Source organism: Microbacterium sp. BDGP8 (genome assembly GCF_029991045.1).
Lineage (GTDB): Bacteria > Actinomycetota > Actinomycetes > Actinomycetales > Microbacteriaceae > Microbacterium > Microbacterium plantarum.
Genome location: NZ_CP120712.1, coordinates 3156503 through 3173959, shown reverse-complemented (window position 1 = coordinate 3173959; position 17457 = coordinate 3156503). Strand labels below are relative to the sequence as shown.

Sequence of the window (17457 nt, the reverse complement as noted above, 5' to 3'; positions counted from 1 at the left end):
GCCGAGCGCGCCGCCGGAGATCACGCGCCCAGGGCCCGGCGCAGCACCTGTGCGGCATCACGCGCGGTCATGGTCGCCGGGCGGGTGGTGCGGGCAGTGCGTTCGGCGCGGGCCTGCGCACGGAGCAGGGGCACGGGCGGTGCGAGGGGCGCGTCGTCCGCGACATCCCGCAGGACCGGGCGCGCCGTGTCGTCGCCGTGCGCGGCATCCGCTGTCGCGTGGGGCCCCGTCGTGGTGCCCGGCGTCGAGTCGATGCGGTCGAGCATCGACACCCCGCCCTCGGTGATGCCGAGCACGTAACGGGCCCCATCGATCTCGACCACGGCGACCTGGGCCTTCGGCCCGATGCCGCGCTTGGCGACGACGGTGATGTCGGCGACGGCATCCGTACGTGTCGACTTGAGGCCTCGCGGGCGGTTCGCGCGTGCTCCGTTAGCGCTGCCGCGAGAGAAGCGACGCTGCAGCACCCACACGATCGCGAGCACGACGCCGAGGGAGACGACGACGCGCAGCGCGAGCAGCAGATCGTCGATCTCAGGCCTCCGCGTTCTCGATGATGCGCGTGATGCGCACCGCGTAGTCCTGGTCGACGACGACGATCTCGCCATGGGCGATCAGCCGCCCGTTGAGCTTGACGTCGGCGGGGGCGCCGGCCGAGCGGTCGAGCTCGATGATGCGCCCGGGCTCGAGATCGAGCACGTCGCGGACGGTCATGCGGGTGCGACCGACCTCGACGGTCAGCTCCATCTCGACGCCGGCGATGCGCTGCAGGCGGCGCGGCGAGGCCGCCGCGGGGTGCGACACGCGCACGGCGAGGCGTCCGATCACGCGGGCATCCTCGTCGACGAGGTCGAACACCTGCGCGGCGGGGTGCGCGAAGAGCGCCGAGGCGTCTCCGATCGTCGCCTCGCCGAGCACGCTCGGGCCGAAGGCGGTCGCCGCGGCGTCGAGCGCGTCGCGGAGTCGTTCGGGCAGCGGCAGGGCGGCGTCCGCGCCGAGGAGCGCCGACTCATCGAGGACCACGACCGCGAGCGCGGCGCTCGTGTCGCCGACCGACGAGACGATGACCGCGTCGCCGGTCTCGCCCGCGCTCGTCCCGGGGCGGGCGGTGATGCGCGAGGCGGTGGGCAGCCGGTCGGCGAACGCGGCTGCGGCTGCGGCCTCGTGGGTGGTGGTGCTGGTCATGGCGACTCCTCGGACAGTGCGGGGGAGAGATCGGATGCCGTCACGACGCACGCGAGCCGCGCGCCATGAGATCCCACGGCGGCGGAAGCGACGACCTGCTCGTCGACGGTGAGATCGAGGGGGCGGTCGGCGGCGTGCGCGAGCGAGATGACATCGCCGACGGCGAGGTCGAGCACCTCGGCGGGGCGGACGGCACGCGGCGCGAGCCGCAGCGTCACTTCGACGGGCGTCTGCTCGACGTGCCGGCGGACGAGGCCCGGGTCGTTCGTCGCCCGCGGCGCCGAGGCGCTGTCGGACAGGCGCTCGAGCAGCGTCGCGGCGGGGAGGGCGATCGTCGCGGTCTCGGTGCGGTCGGCCAGACGCATCGAGAAGCGGGCCACGACCACGAGGTCCTGACCGCCGACGACCTGAGCGAAGGCCGCGTTGTACTGCACCGCGCCGACGCTCAGCTCGCGAGGCAGGAGGGAGCCGAGGGCTGTGCGCAGGTGGCCGAGGGTCTCGTCCATCAGCGACCGGATGAGCGCCTGCTCGATCGCCGTGAGGGCGCGGGCCTCGGGGCGCTGCGAGCCGTCGCCGCCGAGCATCTTCACGATCCACGACAGGGCCGACGGCAGCGGGAACTCGATGACCGCACGATCGTCCGAGGTCGCATCCGAGCACAGCACGAGCGTCGTGGTCGGCGGGATCGTCGCGACGTACTCGTCGTAGGTCTCGAGGCTCACCCGTTCGAGGGCGATGTGCGCGCGCACGCGGGCCTTCGCGGCGAGGAGCATCGCCCACTGGCGCGCGAACGCGTCGAAGGCCCCCGCCAGAGCGCGCGTGTGCTCACGGGACAGTGCCGCGGGTCGCCCAAAGTCGTAGCGTTCCGGGGCCGCGGTCGCGGCATCCTCGGTTCGCACGCTCGGGGCGATCGGCACGGTCTGCACGCCACGGACTATCGGTCGCGTGTCGCCCGCGGTTAGGCCCGGGCCTCGCGGGTGGGTGTGGGCTCAGGTTGGGTTGGCAGTTTGTGCCCACTCAGGGCTGGGGATGGGGCGGGAACTGCCAGGTGGGTCCTGGCGGTGACGTGAGCTCAGGTTGGGTTGGCAGTTTGTGCCCACTCAGGGCTGGGGATGGGGCGAGTTCCGCCAGGTGAGACCCCGGGTGGGCGCGGGCTCAGGCTGGGTTGGCAGGTTGTGCCCACTCAGCGCACGGGATGGGGCGGGGGCTGCCAGGTGGGCCGAGCCCGGAGTCAGCCGTCGGCGGCGGCGAGAGCGGGGAGCTCGCCACGCACCTGGGCGTCGGCGTCCGAGAGCACGACGATGTCGACGCGACGGTTCTGCGCGAGGGCCTCGGCGCTCGAGCCCTCCGCGAGCGGTCGCGACGACCCGAACCCGACGGAGCTGATGCGCTCCCTCGCGACCCCGCGTGCCTCGACGAGGTAGCCGAGCACACCGTTGGCCCGCGCGGTCGAGAGCTCCCAGTTGTCGGCGAACGGCGCGATGGCGGGGCGGGCGTCGGCGTGGCCCTCGACCGAGATGAGGTGCGCGTCGGCGGCGAGGACGGACCCGGCGGCGTCGAGCACGGCCCGGGCACGGTCGCTCAGGTCGGTGCTGTTGGTGTCGAAGAACGTCTCGGCGCTCACGAGACCGATGGTGAGGCCCCGGTCGTCGATCGTGAAGGTCGCGGCGTCACCGAGGCCCTGCTCGGCGAGAGCGCCCTCGAGGCGTGAGCGCAGGTCGTCGAGCGAGCTGTACTCTTGCTCGGCCGGGGTCGGGGCGGTCGGGGTCTCGACGAATCCCTCGCCCTCCTCCTCGACCAGCTCGGGCGGCACGACGACGCCCTCCGAGACGTCGCGGGTCTCGGAGATCTCCGAACCGAACCCGGTCGCGAGCGAAGCGCGCAGCTGCTCGAACTTCTCCTGGTCGACGTTGGACATCGCGAACATGACGATGAACATGCACATCATCACGGTGATCATGTCGAGGTACGACGCCATCCAGCGCTCGTCGGGGCCCTCGTGCGAGGACTCCATGACCCGGCGGCGACGAGGCGCGCTCATACTCCGGCGTCCGCGGGCTCGTCGGCCGCCGCCTTCGCGCGGCCGCGCCCGGGCTTGGTCTCGGGGGCGAGCGCCCGCAGACGCTCGGCGACGAGCATCGGCGGGTTGCCCGCCTGGACGGCGAGCATCCCCTCGGTCACGAGCGTCATGCGGTCGACCTCGATCTCGGCGAGGCGCTGCAGCCGCGTGCCGATCGGCAGCCAGATGAAGTTCGCCGACAGGAGGCCCCACAGGGTCGCGACGAAGGCGGCGGCGATGAGGGGCCCGAGCTGGTCGGGCTTGTCGAGGTACTCGAGCACGTGGGTGAGCGAGACGACCGTGCCGACGATGCCGACCGTCGGGGCGTACCCGCCGAGGGCCGAGTAGAAGCGCGAGGCCGTGCGGCGCTCCGCGGCGACGGTGGCGACGCGGTCTTCGAGGACGACGCGCAGGTCTTCGGCATCCGTTCCATCGGCGATGCTCTGCAGGGCATGGCGCAGCAGCGGGTCCTTCTCGTCTGCCACGGCGCTCTCGAGCGCGAGCAGCCCCTGGGCGCGCGCCTTCTCGGCGTATCCCACGACGGTGTCGATGAGCGCCTCGGTCGATCCCTTGATACCGACGAAGGCCCGCGGCAGCGCGCGCACGGCGCCCGCGGCATCCCGCAGCGTGCCGCCGGCGATGCCGATCGCGATCGTCGCGCCGAAGACCAGCACCATCGGCGCGGGCAGGAGCAGGGCGTTGAGGCTGGCGCCCTCCAGCTGGATCATCGCCCACAGGCCGCCGAAGGCCAGCAGGATGCCGATGAGGAGTGACGGATCCATCAGCGCTCACCCTCCGGCGCGGCGGCGGCGGCCGTGGAGGCCGACTGGGATGCGGACCCGGATGCCGCGGCATGGCCGAGCGCCGTCGCCAGCACGCGGGCGCGGAACTCGACGATGCTCTGGATGACGACATCCATCGTCTCGGCGACGACGAACGTCGCCCCGTCGACCAGGGTGAGCGTCGTGTCAGGGCTCGCCTGGATGCGTTCGACGAGGTCGGGGTTCACGGCGAACCGGTGACGGTTCAATCGTGTGAGAACGATCATGTCGCCCTTCTCGTCGGTCAGCGCGCGGGGGAACGGGTCGTCGCGGGTACGGCGGCTCCGAGGAGACTGTCGGCAGCGGGCGGCGGTCGGTTAGCGTTGCGCTCGTGTCAGCGTCGTCATCGGAGCCGTCGTTCTTCCGCCCCGTCGAGCCGCGGGAGATCCCCGGCGACGACCATCCGCCGCTCGACATGCCGGCGTGGATGGGGCCGCCCTGGCATGTCGCTCCGGCGATCGTGGCGCTCGACCGCGAGGTGGGTCGCTCGTCCGACACGGTCGTGTCGCTGGAGCTCGCGCGCGTGTACCGCGAGGGCGTCGTGCTGCGGTTGGCGGTGCGCGTGGCCGAGACCGGCCGGGTCGCGCGGCAACGGATCTGGGGATACCTCGATCGTGCGCACGGCCGGGGGCAGCTCGATGACCGGTTCGATCCGACGGGCCTGCGCTGGGGCGTCCGCTTCGCCGATGGGCGGACGATCACGACGCAGGACGATTCGCCGTGGGCACGGGGAGACGTGACCGACGCGCAGGTCGAGGGGCCGGTGATCGAGGGGCTCGGCCGCCCGCAGGGTTATGCCGACAGCTGGGCGCGCGAGTTCTGGGTCTGGCCGACACCCCCGCTTCCGACGTTCGAGGTCGGGGTGGAGTGGAGCGCCCGCGGTATCCCCGAGACGGTGACCGAGTTCGACGCGGCTGCGCTCGGGGCGGCGTCTGCCCGAGCGCTCCCGCTGTGGCCCTGACCGGCCGCGCACAACTCCTCAGAAACCGTCGTGACCGGCGCCGCGCGCGGGCCGCGAGGCCGAACCAGCGGGGATTCTGAGGAGTTGCGGGCCGCGCCCGCGATCAGCGCTTGAGGTTGGTCAGCTCTTGCAGCACCTCGTCGCTCGTGGTGATGATGCGGGCGTTCGCCTGGAAGCCCCGCTGAGCGACGATCAGGTTCGTGAACTCCTGCGAGAGGTCGACGTTCGACATCTCCAGAGCCCCGCTGACGAGCCCGCCGCGGTCGTCGGTGCCCGCGGTGCCGACGGCGGCCGCGCCCGAGTTGGCGCCGGCGCGGTACTGCGACGACCCGGCCTTCTCGAGCCCCTCGGGGTTGTCGAACGATGCGAGGGCGATCTGCGCGAGCACCGATGTCGCTCCGTTGCTGAAGGCGCCGACGAGGCTGCCGTCGGCCGACAGCGTGTACGACACGAGGCTTCCGGGCGCGCGGCCGTCCTGACCGCCGAGCTTGACGGTGCTGAGGTCGGCGTAGCCGGTGATGGCCGAAAGGTCGACCGCGACACCGCCCGAGGCGATCGTCGCGGGCGTCGTCGTCAGGCGTCCGTCGGCGAAGGCGAGCTGCGTCGTCGTGGCGCCGTCGGTGACGTCCCAGCCGCCCGCGGTGCGGGTGAAGGTGAGTGCGAGCTGGCGGGACTCGCCCTGCGCGTCGTAGACGGTGACGTCGCGGACGAGCTTCTCGCCGACCGCGGCGCCCGAGGGCAGGTTGCCGGTCACCGCGGCGGACGTCGTCGCGCGCCCGGGCGAGGTCGCGCCCACCGGGAGCGCGATGTTGCCGACCGGCCCGCCCGTCGGCACGACACCGTCGACGGCGGTCCAGCCCTGCACGAGCGCGCCGTCCTTGGTGGTCAGGCGACCCGCGGAGTCGAAGCCGAACGAGCCGTTGCGCGTGTAGAGCGTCTCGGCGCCGTTGCGGACGACGAAGAAGCCGTCGCCCGCGATCATGAGGTCGGTGGGCACGCCGGTGGCCTGCTGCGATCCCTGCGTGAAGTTCGTGCGGACCGCCGCGACCTGGGTGCCCAGACCCACCTGCGCGGCGTTCGTGCCTCCGGCGTCCGCCTGAGCGGCGCGGGAGTTCTGGACGATCTGCGAGAGCGTGTCCTGGAACTGCACCGAGCCCGCCTTGAACCCGACGGTGTTGACGTTGGCGATGTTGTTGCCCGTGACGTCGAGCATGGTCTGGTGTGAGCGGAGACCGGAGATTCCGGCGTAGAGCGAACGAAGCATGGGGTGTCCTTCGGTGAGGGGCTGACGTGGTCGTGGGGTAGCCGGAGTGGCCGTGGCTCAGGATGCGGATGCCGCGGGCGGCGCCGTCGCGGCATCCGACACCGCGATGCCCGAGACGACGTCGAGGGGGACCGCGGTGCCGCCGATCGTCACGAGCGGCACGCCCTTCTCGAACGACACCTGGGTCACGCGACCGCTGCGGGTCGCGCCGTCGGCGTCGACGTACGAGGCCTGCTGGCCGACGAGCGCGGCGGCGGTCTGGCGCATCGTGAGGGCGAAGTGCTCCGACGAGGTGGTGGTGAGCGCGACGAGCTGCTCCATCATGGCGAGCTGCGTCGTCTGCGCCATCATCTCGTTGGTGTCGAGCGGCGAGCTCGGGTCCTGGTTCTTCATCTGCGCGACGAGCAGCTGCAGGAAGACCTCGGAATCGAGGGTCTGCTTCGGCGCGGGCGGCGGGGCGGCTGCGGTGGGCGTGGCACCCACGACGCCGACGGGCGGAATGCTGCTCATGGTGGTTCTCCGATTCAGGCGTAGAGGTCGATGCGACCGGCCTCGAGAGGCGCGGGATGGGCTGGGTCGTCCGTGCGGTCCGCGGGAGCGGCAGGCCAGGCGGGCCCGTGACCGGGGCGCCCGCCGCGGCCCGGATCGTCGGCGGTCTGCTGCGGCGTCCGGCCGGATGCGCCGCCGTCCGATGGGTGGCCGCCCGACCCGCCTGCTCCGCCCGCCGCGGCGTGCTGTGCCAGGGCGGGGAGCTGCGACGACGCCCGTGACGGATCGTCGCCCGGGGTCAGGCTCACGGACGAGAAGGGCGCGAGCGCGGCGAGCTCGCGGCGCAGGTCGCCGAGGACCGCCCGGACCGCGTCGTGCGCCGCCGCCGTGCCCGAGCTCAGCTCGACGGTGATGGAGGACCCGGAGATGTGCGCCGTGACGGTGATCGGTCCGAGGCTCTCGGGCGAGACCCGCAGCACCATGGTGTGGCGGCCGGGCTCGGCCGCGACGAGGGAGAGGACGGGGCCGCGCAGCTGAGGCGCGAGGGCCGGCGCGGATTGCGCATGAGCGCCTTGCGTGGGCGTGGGCGTGGGCGTGGGCGCAGGCGCGGACTGAGCCGGGCCGGGCTGAGCGGGCGCGGGCTGCGAACCGGGCGTCGGCGTCACGGATGCCGCTGCGGACACGTCCGCGGATCCCGGCACGGGCTCCGGTGCGGTCCGCGCCGTCGGCGCGGCCACGGCGGGGATCGTGCTCGCTGCGTCCGGCGGTGACGCGCTCATGGCTGCGGGTGTCGCCCCGGCGGACGTCGTCTCTCGTGCTGTCGTCTTCTCGGGCGCCGTCGTCGGGGCTGCGTCGGTCGCCGTCGCGGCTGCTGTTTCCGTCGCGGTTGCCGTCTCCGCCGTCGCTGCCGTCTCCGGCGCTGTCGGCGCCTCTGCCGTCGCCCCTGCCGCCGGCGCGCCCCTCGTTCCTACCAGCGCTCCTCCTGCCAGCGCTCCTCCGGCCATCGGTGTCGCGCGATCGGCGCCGACCGGCACAGTCCCGGTCGACGGCAGCGTCTCGGCGCCGAGTTCTCTGCTCGTCATCCCCGCAAGCGGACCCGCATCATCCGAGATCCCGATGCCCGACATTCCGCCCGTGGGCCCGGCGCCTGTGCCCGCACCCATGACGGCGAGCAGCGCTGCCGCATCGCCCGTTGCCGCGTCCGCGTCGTCGTCGAGAGCTGCCGCCTCCGCCGCGTCCGACGAGTCGATGCCGAATGCCCCGCCGAATGCCCCGCCGCCCGCTCCGACGCCGGCCCCGGCAGCGTCCACTCCGCCCACGGGCACCGCGACCGCGGCCTGCCCGGCGAGCACGAGCGCGAAGGCATCCGATGCCGTCGCGCCGTCGCCCCCGTCGTTCGAGGCTCCGCCGCCCCGCGGACGCACCGCAGCGCTCGTCGTTCCGAGTGCGAGACCCCACAGACTCATGACGCCCCCTCTGTCCGGTCCGGCGCGTCCGGTGCGCCCGACGTCCCGCTCGCCGAGCGCAGCGCGATCTCGTCGAGAACGGCCTGCTCGGCGGCATCCCGTCTCGCGCGTTCCCGTTCGTGGAAGGCATCGGCCAGCCGCTCGATGCCTCGCTCGGCCCGGCGGGCGTCGTCGAGGCCCGCGCGAGCCGCGTCGACTTCCGCGCGCTGCGCTCGCCGGAGCGTGTCGAGGTCGGTCAGCAGGCTGCGCGCGGCCACACGGCTGGCGGCGAGGGCCGCGAGCGTGCGGATGTCGCCGGGCGTCTCGGCCGACGTCGTCAGGGCCGCGCGCAGCTGCCGATCGCGCGCCTCGGTGCGCTGCTCCTCCATCGCGGCGCGCGAGAGGTGCGCTGCCGCGGCACGCTGCTGGATGCCGCGGATGCGCAGCAGCCCGGCCAGGGGGAAGCCCCGCTTCATGAGACGTCCCCGAACGATGCGACGAGCTCCCCGAGGCGGCGCCACGACTCGGCTGCGGGGGAGCGGTCGTCGAGGTCTTGCCGGAGGAAGGCGTCGATCGCCCGTGCCGAGGCGACCGCGGCGTCGACCCGCGGGTTCGCTCCCGCCTGGTAGGCGCCGACGCCGATGAGGTCCTGCGCCTCCTGGCGTGCCGCGAGCACCGAGCGCAGCGTCGTCGCGAGGCGTCGCTGATCACCGGTCGCGACCTTGCCCGCGAGCCGGGACACCGATCCGAGTACGTCGATCGCGGGGTGGTGCCCGGTGACGGCGAGCGTCCGGTCGAGCACGAGGTGTCCGTCGAGGATCGAGCGCACGGTGTCGGCGACGGGCTCGTTGTGGTCGTCTCCCTCGACGAGCACCGTGTAGATCCCCGTGATCGAGCCGTGCCGGTCGGTGCCGGCGCGCTCGAGCAGCCGCGCGAGCACGGGGAAGGTCGAGGGCGGGTAGCCGCGGGTCGCGGGCGGTTCGCCGGCGGCCAGTCCGATCTCGCGCTGCGCCATGGCAACGCGGGTCAGCGAGTCCATCATGAGCACGACGTGCTGACCGTCGTCGCGGAACGACTCGGCGATGCGCGTCGCGGTCGAGGCCGCCCGCAGGCGCGCCATGGCGGGCTGATCGGAAGTCGAGACGACGACGACCGAGCGTGCGAGCCCCTCCGGCCCGAGATCGTCCTCGAGGAACTCGCGCACCTCGCGGCCGCGCTCGCCGACGAGCGCGATGACGTTGGCCGAGGCCGACGACCCCCGCGCGATCATCGACAGCAGGGAGGACTTGCCGACGCCAGATCCGGCGAACAGCCCCACGCGCTGGCCGCGGCCGAGCGGCGTGAGGGTGTCGATCGCGCGCACGCCCGTGACGAGCGGCTCGGTGATGCGCTCGCGTCCCATCGCCGAGGGAGGCGCATGGTCGAGGTCGACGCGAGGCGCGACGAGAGGGCCGCGACCGTCGATGGGTCGGCCGAGCCCGTCGACCACGCGCCCGAGCACGGCGGCGCCGACCGGCACGCGGGCGCGGCCGGAAAGAGCGCGGGCCGTGTCGCCGACGCGCAGTCCGTCGGTGACGCCGAGCGGCATGCAGCGCAGGATGCCGCGGTCCGCGGCGACGACTTCCGCGGGGATGCCGGCGGCCCCGCGATCGGCCGTCCCGCCGAGTTCGACCAGGTCGCCGACGGCCCCGTGCACGCCGCGGATGTCGACACCGAGCCCGACGATGCGCGAGACCGTGCCGGTCCGCAGCGGACGCGCCGCCTCGATGACCGCCGGCCAGCCCCCGCTCACGCGCTCTCCTCGAGAGCCCGGCGGGCCCGCGCGAACGCGGCGGCGATCCGCAGGTCGATCGCGCCATCGGCGAGACGGATCGTCGCGTCGCCGGGCGCGAGTCCCGGGTCGACCTCGACCTCGACCGATCGCGGCAGCGTGGCGGTCCCGCTCTCGGCGGCATTCGCGGCGCCGGTGAGGATCGCCGCGTCCGCGGGGGAGAGCCGGACCACGGGCGCCTCCGCAGCCTCGAGATCCGAAACGGCGTTCCCCACGCGTGCCGCGGTCGTGAGCGCCGCGCGCACGGGGTCGGACAGCTCGCGCTCGACGATAGCCTGCGCCAGCTCGATCGCCATCGCGTGGAGCTCGGCGACGACGGGTGCCGTCAGTTCGGTTGCGCGGGCGTCGAACCTGGCGGACGCGCGCTCGAGCGCCGCGAGGGCGGCAGACGCGCGCGCCCGGGCGGCTGCGTCCGCCGCCTGCTCCCGTTCGGCACGTTCCGCTGCCTCGCGTTCGGCGTGGGCCGCGGCCTGTCGCATCCCCTCGGCGTACCCGGCGGCGTGACCGCGGGCGCGGGCCCGATCGCGTTCCTCGGTGAGAGCCGGGCCCGACAGTCGGGGGATCTCGAGGCGGGTGAAGGCGTCAGACGACATACTCCTCCTCGACCCGTTGCACCCGGATGTCGCCGGCGGCCTCGAGCTCGCGGATCGTCCGGACGATCGCCGCGCGCGCCTCCTCGACCTGCGAGACGCGCACGGTGCCGAGCAGACGCGACTCCTCCTGCAGCGCCTCGCGGTTGCGCTCGGTCATATTGCGGAGGATCACGTCGGCCACCGGGCCCGACGAGCCCTTCAGCGCCAGAGCGAGCACACGGACGTCGATGCCGCGCAGCACGCGCTGGGCGTCGCGATCGTCGAGCACGACGATGTCGGCGAAGGTGAACATGCGCGAGCGGATGTCTTCGGCCAGGGCGCTGTCGCGCGCCTCGATGCTCGCGAGCAGGGCCTTCTCGACGGTCGCATCCGACCGGTTGATGATGTCGACGAGGGGCTGCACGCCGCCGAGGGTCTCGCGGGCGTCGCGAGTGGTCAGCGCCCCCGAGCGAGCGCGCAGCGCGGTGGCGACGACGGCGACGGCATCCTGTGTCGCGGTTCCCATCGTCGCGATCGCCTGCGCGACATCGGTGCGGGCGGGGTCCGCGATCTCGGCCAGGACGGCCGCGGCGCGCTCCACCGGCAGGTGCGCGATGACGAGCGCGACGGTCTGGGGCAGCTCGCCGTCGAGGATGCTCGCCACCTGGGCCGGCTCGACGGCGGTGAGGAACTCGAACGACGAGCTCGTCATCGACGACGACACCTTCGTCAGCACACCGGCGGCGCGCTCGGGGCCGAGCGAAGCCTCCAGCAGTCCCGTCGCGAGGTCTCGCCCGCCGCGGACGGGCGGCAGGTGTCCCCGCACGACCCGCTGGAAGTCGGTCAGGGCATCGCGCGTGGTCTCGAGGTCGAGGTCGCGCAGCCGGATGATCTCCGCCGCGATCGCCTCGGCCTCGTCGTCGGAGAGGTGCTTGAGGACTTCGACGGCCTGCGCCCGGTCGAGGTTCATGATGACGACGGCAGCCGTCTGTGTCCCGGTGAGCTCGCTCATGCGTCGGTCGAGTCCCGGACGAGCCGGCGCAGCAGGTCGGCGGTGCGGGCGGGGTCGCGGCGGGCGAAGTCGCCGATCTCGGCGCGACGGCGGTCGAGGGCGACCTGCACGGGCTCCGGGTCGGGCTCCGGCTCGGGATCGACCGACATCGCGGGCAGGGGGACCGTCGGCGCCTCGTCGAGGAGCGGGGTCGCGAGGCCCCGGGTGAGCGCGTCGAAACGGTCGAGCGGCTCGTCGACCGGCGTGAGCGTCATGACCGGCTCTTCCGCCGCGGCGGCGCGTCGGCGGCGGACGATCACGACGCCCGCGATCGTCGCTCCGATGAGCCCGAGCACCACCACGACGGCGATGATCGCGGTGCGGAGCGTCTCGGCGGCGCGCTCGGCTTCCTCCGTCTCGCGCGCGGCGTCGAGTGCCGCCTGGGCGGCCGCGGCGCCCTGATCGCTGAAGGCGACGAGCTCGACGGTCACCTGGTCGCCGCGGGCGCGGTCGATGCCGGCGGCCGAGGTCACGAGGGCCTCGAGCTGCGCGACGTCGACGACATCGGTGCCGTCGGCGTTGACCGCGACGGCGACGGTCTGCCGCGCGACGGCCCCCGCCGGCGTCGAGGTGCTCTCGACGGTCTTGTTCACGACGTTCGAGCGGTTCGTCTGGGTCGATTCGTAGGTGCCCGCACCGCCGACGCCAGCCGGAAGCTCGGTGCCCAGCACGCCGGTCTGTCCGCCGGTGCCCGTGTAGGTCTCGGTGCTCGACTCCTCGGTGGCCGGCAGGGCACCTTCGACCGGCGTGTAGGTCTCGTCGACGCGCTCGGTCGCGGCCTGCTGCATCTCGGCGGCGACCGACACGGTCGCATTGCCGGTGCCGAGCACGGTGTCGAGCATCTGCTGCACGCTCGCCGTCATGCGAGTCTCGTACGCCCCCGCCTGCTGGTCGGCGTTGCGCGTGCCATCGCCGCCGATCGCCGACAGGGTGCGGCCTGCGGCATCCACGACCGCGACGTTCTCGGGCTTCATCCCGCTGACGGCCGCCGAGGTGAGGTGCACGATCGCCTCGACCTGCTCGGGCGGCAGCGCGACTCCGCGGGAGGTCTCGATGAAGACGGATGCCGTGGGCTCGACCTTCTGCGAGACGAACACGCTCTCCTCGGGCAGCGCGAGCTGCACCGAGGCCGTCGTCACGTTCTCGAGGGCGCCGATCGTGCGGGCGAGCTCGCCCTCGATCGCGCGCTTGTAGGTGACCGACTGCTGGAACTCCGAGCTGGTCACGCCCATCTTGTCGAAGAGCGAGTACCCCGACGACTCGGCGCTGGGAAGTCCGGCCGCGGCCGCGGCGAGGCGCTGCTCGTACACCGCGGTCTCGGGCACGAGCACGGTCGAGCCGCCGTCGGTCAGCTCGTAGGGGATCGAGCCCGAGCGCAGCTGCTCGACCACGGCGCTGGCGTCCGAGGCCGACAGACCCGAGAACAGCGGGGTGAGGGTCGGACGCGACATCCAGCTCGCCAGGGCGAACACGCCCATCGCGAGCACCGCGATGCCGATGATCGCGATCGTGCGCTGAGCCAGGGTGAACCCGGCGATGGTCGTGCGCAGGCGCGTCCAGAGCGACGTGACGGCGGCGGGCATCAGGCCTGCATCCGCATGATGTCGTTGAACGCCTCGATGCCCTTGTTGCGTACGGCGGCGACGAGCTCGAGGGTCACCGACGCGCGCGACGACGCGATCATCGCGGAGTGGATGTCGTCGAGGTCACCGGTGACGGCCGCGACGGCCAGCTCGTTCGACGTCGACTGCATCGCGCGGAGCTCGTCGACGGCGCCGGTGATGCTCGCGCCGAAGTCGGCGCCGTCGGTCTGCTGGGGCGGGCGGGTGCTCGACGTGAGGGCGGATGCGGCCGCGCCCAGGGCGTCGATGCCCGACAGCGGCGGCATCAGCGGCGTCCGATCTGGAGGGCGGCTTCGTAGGTGGTCTTCGCACGGTCGACGACCGCCGCGTTGGCCTGATAGCCGCGCTGCGCGAGGATCAGGTGGCTCATCTGCTCGCCGAGATCGATGTCGGGGTAGCGCACGTAGCCGTCGGCGTCGGCGAGCGGATTGTTGGGCTCGTGCACGAGCCGGCCCTCTGTGCCGCCCCAGACGGCGCCCGCGACGCGCACGCCGCCCGGGTCGCCGGCCGACTCGACCGCGATGTAGCGCTGGCGGAACGCGTCGTCGCCGGGCGCGACGGCGGTGTTGATGTTGGCGATGTTGTCGCTGAGCGCGTCGAGCCAGGTGCGGTGGGCCGTCAGGCCCGACCCGGCGATGCCGATGGCGTCGAAGGTCATGAGGTCCTCATCGCGGTCTGGAGCGAGCTGAAGGTGCCGCCCACGGCCTGCGCTGCGAACTGGTACCGCAGCACCGCCTCGATGTTGGCGAGCGTCTCGGTGTCGAGGTTGACGTTGTTGCCGTTGAGCCGGGTGGGGGCGGTCGACTCGCGGACGGTCGCCGTCACGGCGCCGTCGCCGCGCTCGACCGAGCGCGCCAGAGCGCTCTCGAAGCTGACGACCTTGGCCCGGTAGCCGGAGGTGTTGACGTTCGCGATGTTGTCCGCGATGGCGCGCTGGCGCTCGGCGAGGCCCGAGAGGGCGCTCGTGAGCGCGGTGGTGGTCACAGATTCGAGCACGAAGGCGTCTTCCGTCGAACGATGTGGCCGATCCCTGGCCGATGGATGAGCGATCCGTGCTCAGCATCCCCTATCGGCCGCCGCAGCGACGCCGTTAGACGGGCATCCGGCGATCCGCGCGCCCGGTCAGCCGTCGACGTCGAGGTAGACGGCGTCCGACTGTGACTGCGGGATGCGATCGAGAGCGTCGAGGTGTCGGCGCAGGGCGTCCCGTTCGGCGCGCAACGCCCGCGCGCGATCGGCCTGCGCGCGCAGGATCGCCCGGGCCCGGTCTTCGAGGTGCGCCGGGATCGGGCCGAGATTCGCGGGCGCATGCCACGGCTGAGCCGGGGAGGTGTCTGCAGCGAGCTCCGCCTCGAGCCCGTCGAGCAGGTCGGACCAGGTCACGCGGGCGCCGCTTCCGCCGCGCCGTGCCACGCCTCGCGCAGGGGAGCGATGAGATCGCGGCATTCGCGGGTGCGCTCGGGATCGCGGCCGATGTTGGCCCCGATGAGCGTGCGGGTGATGTAGTCGTAGACGGCCCGGAGCGCCGCCGATCCGCTCCAGCTGTCGTCGAGCGAGCCGGTCAGCTCGACGAGGATCCGCTGCGCGTGCTGCAGCTGCTCGTTGGCCGTCTGCCAGTCTCCCGACCGCTGCGCCGCCTCTCCGCGTTCGACGTCGAGGAGCAGCCGGTCGAACAGGAGCGTGACGAGGCGCGACGGGCTCGCCGAGAGGATCGTCTCTTCGCGGTAGCGCTGCTGCGCGCGGAGGGCGGCGTTCACTTCTTCGCCGTTCCCGACAGGGCCGACAGCTGCGACTCGAGGTACGACGACTGGGTCTGCAGCCGCGAGAGCATCGTCTCCATTGCGGCGTACGTGCGTTCGAGTGTCGCTCGCCGCTGCTCGAGCCGCAGGTCCCAGCGCGCCAGCTGCTCGCCGAGCATCTTCACCTCGGACTCCTGCCCCGTGATGCGGGCCGTGAGCAGGCCCTCGTACTTGTCGGAGTAGCGCTCGGCGACATCCTGAACCCGCGCCGCGACCCCCGCGAAGACCTGCTGCACGCCGGCGGGGTCGTCGGCGAGGGCTTTCGTGAACGCGTCCTGGTCGAAGGTCAGCGCGCCCCACCGGTCGACGCTCAGGCCCATCGTCGAGGGGGCGACCCCGTCGAGCGGCAGCTGCACGGCGCCGGTGAGCGCCTGGTGGAGCGCGCGCACGGTGCTGTCACCCGTGAACACGCCGAGGGTCGTCTGCTGGCCCGGGGTCGTGGCGGCCGTGGCGGTGGACCCGCGGGCGATGCCAGCCAGCAGCGTGCCGATCTGGGTGACGAACGCCTTCGCGGCGGCCGCGCTGCCATCGGCGTCCGCGGCCACGGTGACCGAGACCGGCGTGGCCGCGGCCCGGGTCACCGTCACGTCGACGCCGGCGAACAGGGACCTGAAGGTGTTGCTCGCCGAGGTCACGGTCTGCTCGGCGGCGGTTCCCGCCCACAGACGCACCTGCGCATCCGCGCCCACCGTCACGATCGCCGATCCGGGTTCCGTGGCGAGGTCGCTCGCCGTGCCTGCCGCGACCGCTGCCGCGTCGCCGCGGAACACCTGGAACGTGTTCTCGGCGCCCGTCTCGGTCGCGGTGATCTGCAGGCGCCACAGGGCCTGGCCGTCAGCATCGACGCCCGCCGACACCGCCGACGCGGTGATGCCGGTGCCGGTCGCGCTCAGCGCGTGGGCGATGTCGGCTGCGGCGCCCGACGTCGGGCGGACCTCGACGGGCTTGCCGTCGGCGCCGAGCACCGTGAAGACGAGCGGATCGTCCGTTGCCGAGCCGAAGGCCCCCGTGACGACGCTGTGGGCGGTGGCGACGCGGTCGACGACGACGTCGGCGCGCAGGACCGGGGCCCCCGCGGATGCCGTCACCGTGAGGCTGTCGTCGGAGCTGGTCGCCGTCCGCTGCAGGAGCGCCGTCGGGCCGGCGGCATCCTTCGCCTTCGCCGCCAACGACTGCAGCGACGCGTTGAGCGCCTGCAGCTGGGCGATGACGGCTTTGCGGTCGTCGGACTTGGCGCTGAGGATCGTCCGCGGCAGGCGCTCGACGTTCATGAGCGCGTCGATGATCGCCTTGGTGTCGAGTTTCGAGGCGAGGCCGTCGATCGAGATCGCCATGTGCCCGTCCTGTCGTTCGTCGGTGCGGCCGCGTGCGCGCCGTCCGTTGGCTCTATCGACCGTGCGGGCGGGATCGTTAGCCGGCGCGACGCGTCAGAGCGCGACGGATGCCGCCGGCGCCACGCCGCGGCCGCTGCGGGGCACCATCGCGGTGATGCGGGCGAAGTACGCCTCGCGCGTCTCGACCGAGACCCGTGAGATGGGTTCGGCCTGCTCCTCGGCCGCGAACCGCTCCAGGGCGTCGCGGAGCAGCCGGATGGCTTCGGCACGCTGCTGCGAGACGGCGGAGTGCGAGACGCCCAGCTCGGCCGCGATCTCCTTGACGGGGCGCTCGTCGATGTAGACAGCCTGGACGATGGTCCTCATGCGCTCGGGGAGAGCCGCCACGGCGCGCTCGAGCACGTCGCGCCGTTCGCGGAGCACGGCGGCCTCGTCGGGCAGGACCATCGGGCTCGGCACCTCGAGCGCAGTCGCGTCGTCGATGCTCGTGACCGTGCGCGCCGCGTCGTCGAGGGCTTCGACGACCGCGGCACGCGGCAGGCCCATCGTGGCCGCGATCTCGTCGACGCCGGCGACACGGCCGAGGCGAGCGGTCAGGGTGTCGCGGACGGCCGTGGTCTCCTTGATGCGCTTGCGGATGCCGCGCGAGGCCCAGTCCATCGATCGCATCTCATCGGCGAACGCGCCGAGGATGCGGCGCCGTGCGTACGCGCCGAAGGGGACACCGAGGGCGGGGTCGAACGCGTCGGCGGCCGTCACGAGGGCGAGGGCGCCGACCGACGCCAGCTCCTCCAGCGGCACGTGCGTGGCCCGCGAGTGCAGATCCCGCGCCAGATAGCCCACGAGGGGCAGGTTCTCTTCGATGAGTCGATTGCGTTCCGCGTGACCGAGGATGTGCAAGGGGGGCCTCTTTCGTGGCGTGCACCCGCTTCCGCGGCCCGAATTCGCGGAAGCCGTCACGCCGGCTGAGGCCATCATAAGCAAAATGAGAAACATCTCATACGGAATCCTGAGGAGATGTAAC

At 73.0% G+C, this 17457-nt stretch carries 22 protein-coding genes; 1 reads left to right on the top strand and 21 read right to left on the bottom strand.

The window, feature by feature from the left end; genetic code table 11:
• Positions 1-20: 20 nt before the first annotated feature.
• The 6 genes from P6897_RS15320 to P6897_RS15295 form a co-directional block, all read right to left on the bottom strand.
• Positions 21-485 carry a flagellar biosynthetic protein FliO gene (locus P6897_RS15320; RefSeq protein WP_282501687.1) on the bottom strand — a complete coding sequence of 155 codons (465 nt, stop codon included), beginning with the start codon at positions 483-485 and terminating at the stop codon, positions 21-23.
• A gap of 49 nt (positions 486-534) precedes the next feature.
• Positions 535-1185 carry a flagellar motor switch protein FliN gene (gene fliN, locus P6897_RS15315; protein ID WP_269268333.1) on the bottom strand — a complete coding sequence of 217 codons (651 nt, stop codon included), beginning with the start codon at positions 1183-1185 and terminating at the stop codon, positions 535-537.
• Positions 1182-2111, bottom strand: a complete 930-nt coding sequence (locus P6897_RS15310) for a flagellar motor switch protein FliM (RefSeq protein ID WP_282501686.1) — start codon at positions 2109-2111, stop codon at positions 1182-1184. The genes fliN and P6897_RS15310 overlap by 4 nt, the downstream gene beginning before the upstream one ends.
• 305 nt (positions 2112-2416) lie before the next feature.
• Entirely contained in the window at positions 2417-3226 is an 810-nt protein-coding gene (locus tag P6897_RS15305) for a flagellar motor protein MotB (protein WP_274179498.1), read from the bottom strand.
• Positions 3223-4026 carry a MotA/TolQ/ExbB proton channel family protein gene (locus P6897_RS15300; protein WP_274179497.1) on the bottom strand — a complete coding sequence of 268 codons (804 nt, stop codon included), beginning with the start codon at positions 4024-4026 and terminating at the stop codon, positions 3223-3225. Before P6897_RS15300 ends, P6897_RS15305 begins: the two co-directional genes overlap by 4 nt.
• The gene (locus P6897_RS15295; RefSeq protein ID WP_282501685.1) at positions 4026-4292 is read right to left on the bottom strand and encodes a flagellar FlbD family protein; all 267 of its coding nucleotides are present in this window, start codon (positions 4290-4292) and stop codon (positions 4026-4028) included. The genes P6897_RS15300 and P6897_RS15295 overlap by 1 nt, the downstream gene beginning before the upstream one ends.
• 104 nt (positions 4293-4396) lie before the next feature.
• Between P6897_RS15295 and P6897_RS15290 the strand changes: the two genes are divergently transcribed.
• Positions 4397-5026 carry a hypothetical protein gene (locus tag P6897_RS15290; RefSeq protein WP_282501684.1) on the top strand — a complete coding sequence of 210 codons (630 nt, stop codon included), beginning with the start codon at positions 4397-4399 and terminating at the stop codon, positions 5024-5026.
• Between the two features lie 103 nt (positions 5027-5129).
• Here P6897_RS15290 and P6897_RS15285 read toward each other — a convergent pair whose 3' ends face one another.
• The 15 genes from P6897_RS15285 to P6897_RS15215 form a co-directional block, all read right to left on the bottom strand.
• On the bottom strand, positions 5130-6290 hold the full coding sequence (locus tag P6897_RS15285) for a flagellar hook protein FlgE (RefSeq protein ID WP_269268330.1): 1161 nt from the start codon (positions 6288-6290) through the stop codon (positions 5130-5132).
• A gap of 57 nt (positions 6291-6347) precedes the next feature.
• Positions 6348-6800, bottom strand: coding sequence for a flagellar hook capping FlgD N-terminal domain-containing protein (locus P6897_RS15280; protein WP_274179494.1), 453 nt, complete (start codon positions 6798-6800; stop codon positions 6348-6350).
• Positions 6801-6814: 14 nt separating this feature from the next.
• Positions 6815-8245, bottom strand: a complete 1431-nt coding sequence (locus P6897_RS15275; RefSeq protein WP_282501683.1) for a flagellar hook-length control protein FliK — start codon at positions 8243-8245, stop codon at positions 6815-6817.
• The gene (locus P6897_RS15270) at positions 8242-8700 is read right to left on the bottom strand and encodes a hypothetical protein (RefSeq protein ID WP_269268327.1); all 459 of its coding nucleotides are present in this window, start codon (positions 8698-8700) and stop codon (positions 8242-8244) included. The genes P6897_RS15275 and P6897_RS15270 overlap by 4 nt, the downstream gene beginning before the upstream one ends.
• Entirely contained in the window at positions 8697-10016 is a 1320-nt protein-coding gene (locus P6897_RS15265) for a FliI/YscN family ATPase (protein ID WP_282501682.1), read from the bottom strand. The genes P6897_RS15270 and P6897_RS15265 overlap by 4 nt, the downstream gene beginning before the upstream one ends.
• Entirely contained in the window at positions 10013-10648 is a 636-nt protein-coding gene (locus P6897_RS15260) for a FliH/SctL family protein (RefSeq protein WP_282501681.1), read from the bottom strand. Before P6897_RS15260 ends, P6897_RS15265 begins: the two co-directional genes overlap by 4 nt.
• Positions 10638-11639, bottom strand: a complete 1002-nt coding sequence (gene fliG, locus P6897_RS15255) for a flagellar motor switch protein FliG (RefSeq protein ID WP_274179490.1) — start codon at positions 11637-11639, stop codon at positions 10638-10640. Before fliG ends, P6897_RS15260 begins: the two co-directional genes overlap by 11 nt.
• Positions 11636-13261, bottom strand: coding sequence for a flagellar basal-body MS-ring/collar protein FliF (gene fliF, locus P6897_RS15250; RefSeq protein WP_282501680.1), 1626 nt, complete (start codon positions 13259-13261; stop codon positions 11636-11638). The genes fliG and fliF overlap by 4 nt, the downstream gene beginning before the upstream one ends.
• Positions 13261-13566 carry a flagellar hook-basal body complex protein FliE gene (fliE, locus tag P6897_RS15245; RefSeq protein WP_269268323.1) on the bottom strand — a complete coding sequence of 102 codons (306 nt, stop codon included), beginning with the start codon at positions 13564-13566 and terminating at the stop codon, positions 13261-13263. The genes fliF and fliE overlap by 1 nt, the downstream gene beginning before the upstream one ends.
• The gene (locus tag P6897_RS15240) at positions 13566-13958 is read right to left on the bottom strand and encodes a flagellar basal body rod C-terminal domain-containing protein (protein WP_023953675.1); all 393 of its coding nucleotides are present in this window, start codon (positions 13956-13958) and stop codon (positions 13566-13568) included. The genes fliE and P6897_RS15240 overlap by 1 nt, the downstream gene beginning before the upstream one ends.
• A complete protein-coding gene (locus tag P6897_RS15235; RefSeq protein WP_023953676.1) occupies positions 13955-14296 on the bottom strand; it encodes a flagellar basal body protein in 342 nt (113 codons plus the stop codon). The genes P6897_RS15240 and P6897_RS15235 overlap by 4 nt, the downstream gene beginning before the upstream one ends.
• A gap of 126 nt (positions 14297-14422) precedes the next feature.
• Positions 14423-14683, bottom strand: coding sequence for a hypothetical protein (locus tag P6897_RS15230; RefSeq protein ID WP_282501679.1), 261 nt, complete (start codon positions 14681-14683; stop codon positions 14423-14425).
• A complete protein-coding gene (gene fliS / locus P6897_RS15225) occupies positions 14680-15057 on the bottom strand; it encodes a flagellar export chaperone FliS (protein WP_112615207.1) in 378 nt (125 codons plus the stop codon). The genes P6897_RS15230 and fliS overlap by 4 nt, the downstream gene beginning before the upstream one ends.
• The gene (gene fliD / locus P6897_RS15220) at positions 15054-16433 is read right to left on the bottom strand and encodes a flagellar filament capping protein FliD (protein ID WP_282501678.1); all 1380 of its coding nucleotides are present in this window, start codon (positions 16431-16433) and stop codon (positions 15054-15056) included. Before fliD ends, fliS begins: the two co-directional genes overlap by 4 nt.
• A 93-nt stretch (positions 16434-16526) precedes the next feature.
• Positions 16527-17333 (bottom strand): sigma-70 family RNA polymerase sigma factor, encoded by an 807-nt coding sequence (locus tag P6897_RS15215; RefSeq protein WP_274179485.1) that lies wholly within the window; start codon positions 17331-17333, stop codon positions 16527-16529.
• Positions 17334-17457 lie beyond the last annotated feature (124 nt).

Bases quoted from the DNA above. Each gene is read 5' to 3' on its own strand.
- fliN (WP_269268333.1), bottom strand. From the start codon at position 1,185: ATGACCAGCACCACCACCCACGAGGCCGCAGCCGCAGCCGCGTTCGCC.
- P6897_RS15305 (WP_274179498.1), bottom strand. From the start codon at position 3,226: ATGAGCGCGCCTCGTCGCCGCCGGGTCATGGAGTCCTCGCACGAGGGC.
- P6897_RS15300 (WP_274179497.1), bottom strand. From the start codon at position 4,026: ATGGATCCGTCACTCCTCATCGGCATCCTGCTGGCCTTCGGCGGCCTG.
- P6897_RS15295 (WP_282501685.1), bottom strand. From the start codon at position 4,292: ATGATCGTTCTCACACGATTGAACCGTCACCGGTTCGCCGTGAACCCC.
- P6897_RS15285 (WP_269268330.1), bottom strand. From the start codon at position 6,290: ATGCTTCGTTCGCTCTACGCCGGAATCTCCGGTCTCCGCTCACACCAG.
- P6897_RS15280 (WP_274179494.1), bottom strand. From the start codon at position 6,800: ATGAGCAGCATTCCGCCCGTCGGCGTCGTGGGTGCCACGCCCACCGCA.
- P6897_RS15275 (WP_282501683.1), bottom strand. From the start codon at position 8,245: ATGAGTCTGTGGGGTCTCGCACTCGGAACGACGAGCGCTGCGGTGCGT.
- P6897_RS15270 (WP_269268327.1), bottom strand. From the start codon at position 8,700: ATGAAGCGGGGCTTCCCCCTGGCCGGGCTGCTGCGCATCCGCGGCATC.
- P6897_RS15260 (WP_282501681.1), bottom strand. From the start codon at position 10,648: ATGTCGTCTGACGCCTTCACCCGCCTCGAGATCCCCCGACTGTCGGGC.
- fliG (WP_274179490.1), bottom strand. From the start codon at position 11,639: ATGAGCGAGCTCACCGGGACACAGACGGCTGCCGTCGTCATCATGAAC.
- fliF (WP_282501680.1), bottom strand. From the start codon at position 13,261: ATGCCCGCCGCCGTCACGTCGCTCTGGACGCGCCTGCGCACGACCATC.
- fliE (WP_269268323.1), bottom strand. From the start codon at position 13,566: ATGCCGCCGCTGTCGGGCATCGACGCCCTGGGCGCGGCCGCATCCGCC.
- P6897_RS15240 (WP_023953675.1), bottom strand. From the start codon at position 13,958: ATGACCTTCGACGCCATCGGCATCGCCGGGTCGGGCCTGACGGCCCAC.
- fliD (WP_282501678.1), bottom strand. From the start codon at position 16,433: ATGGCGATCTCGATCGACGGCCTCGCCTCGAAACTCGACACCAAGGCG.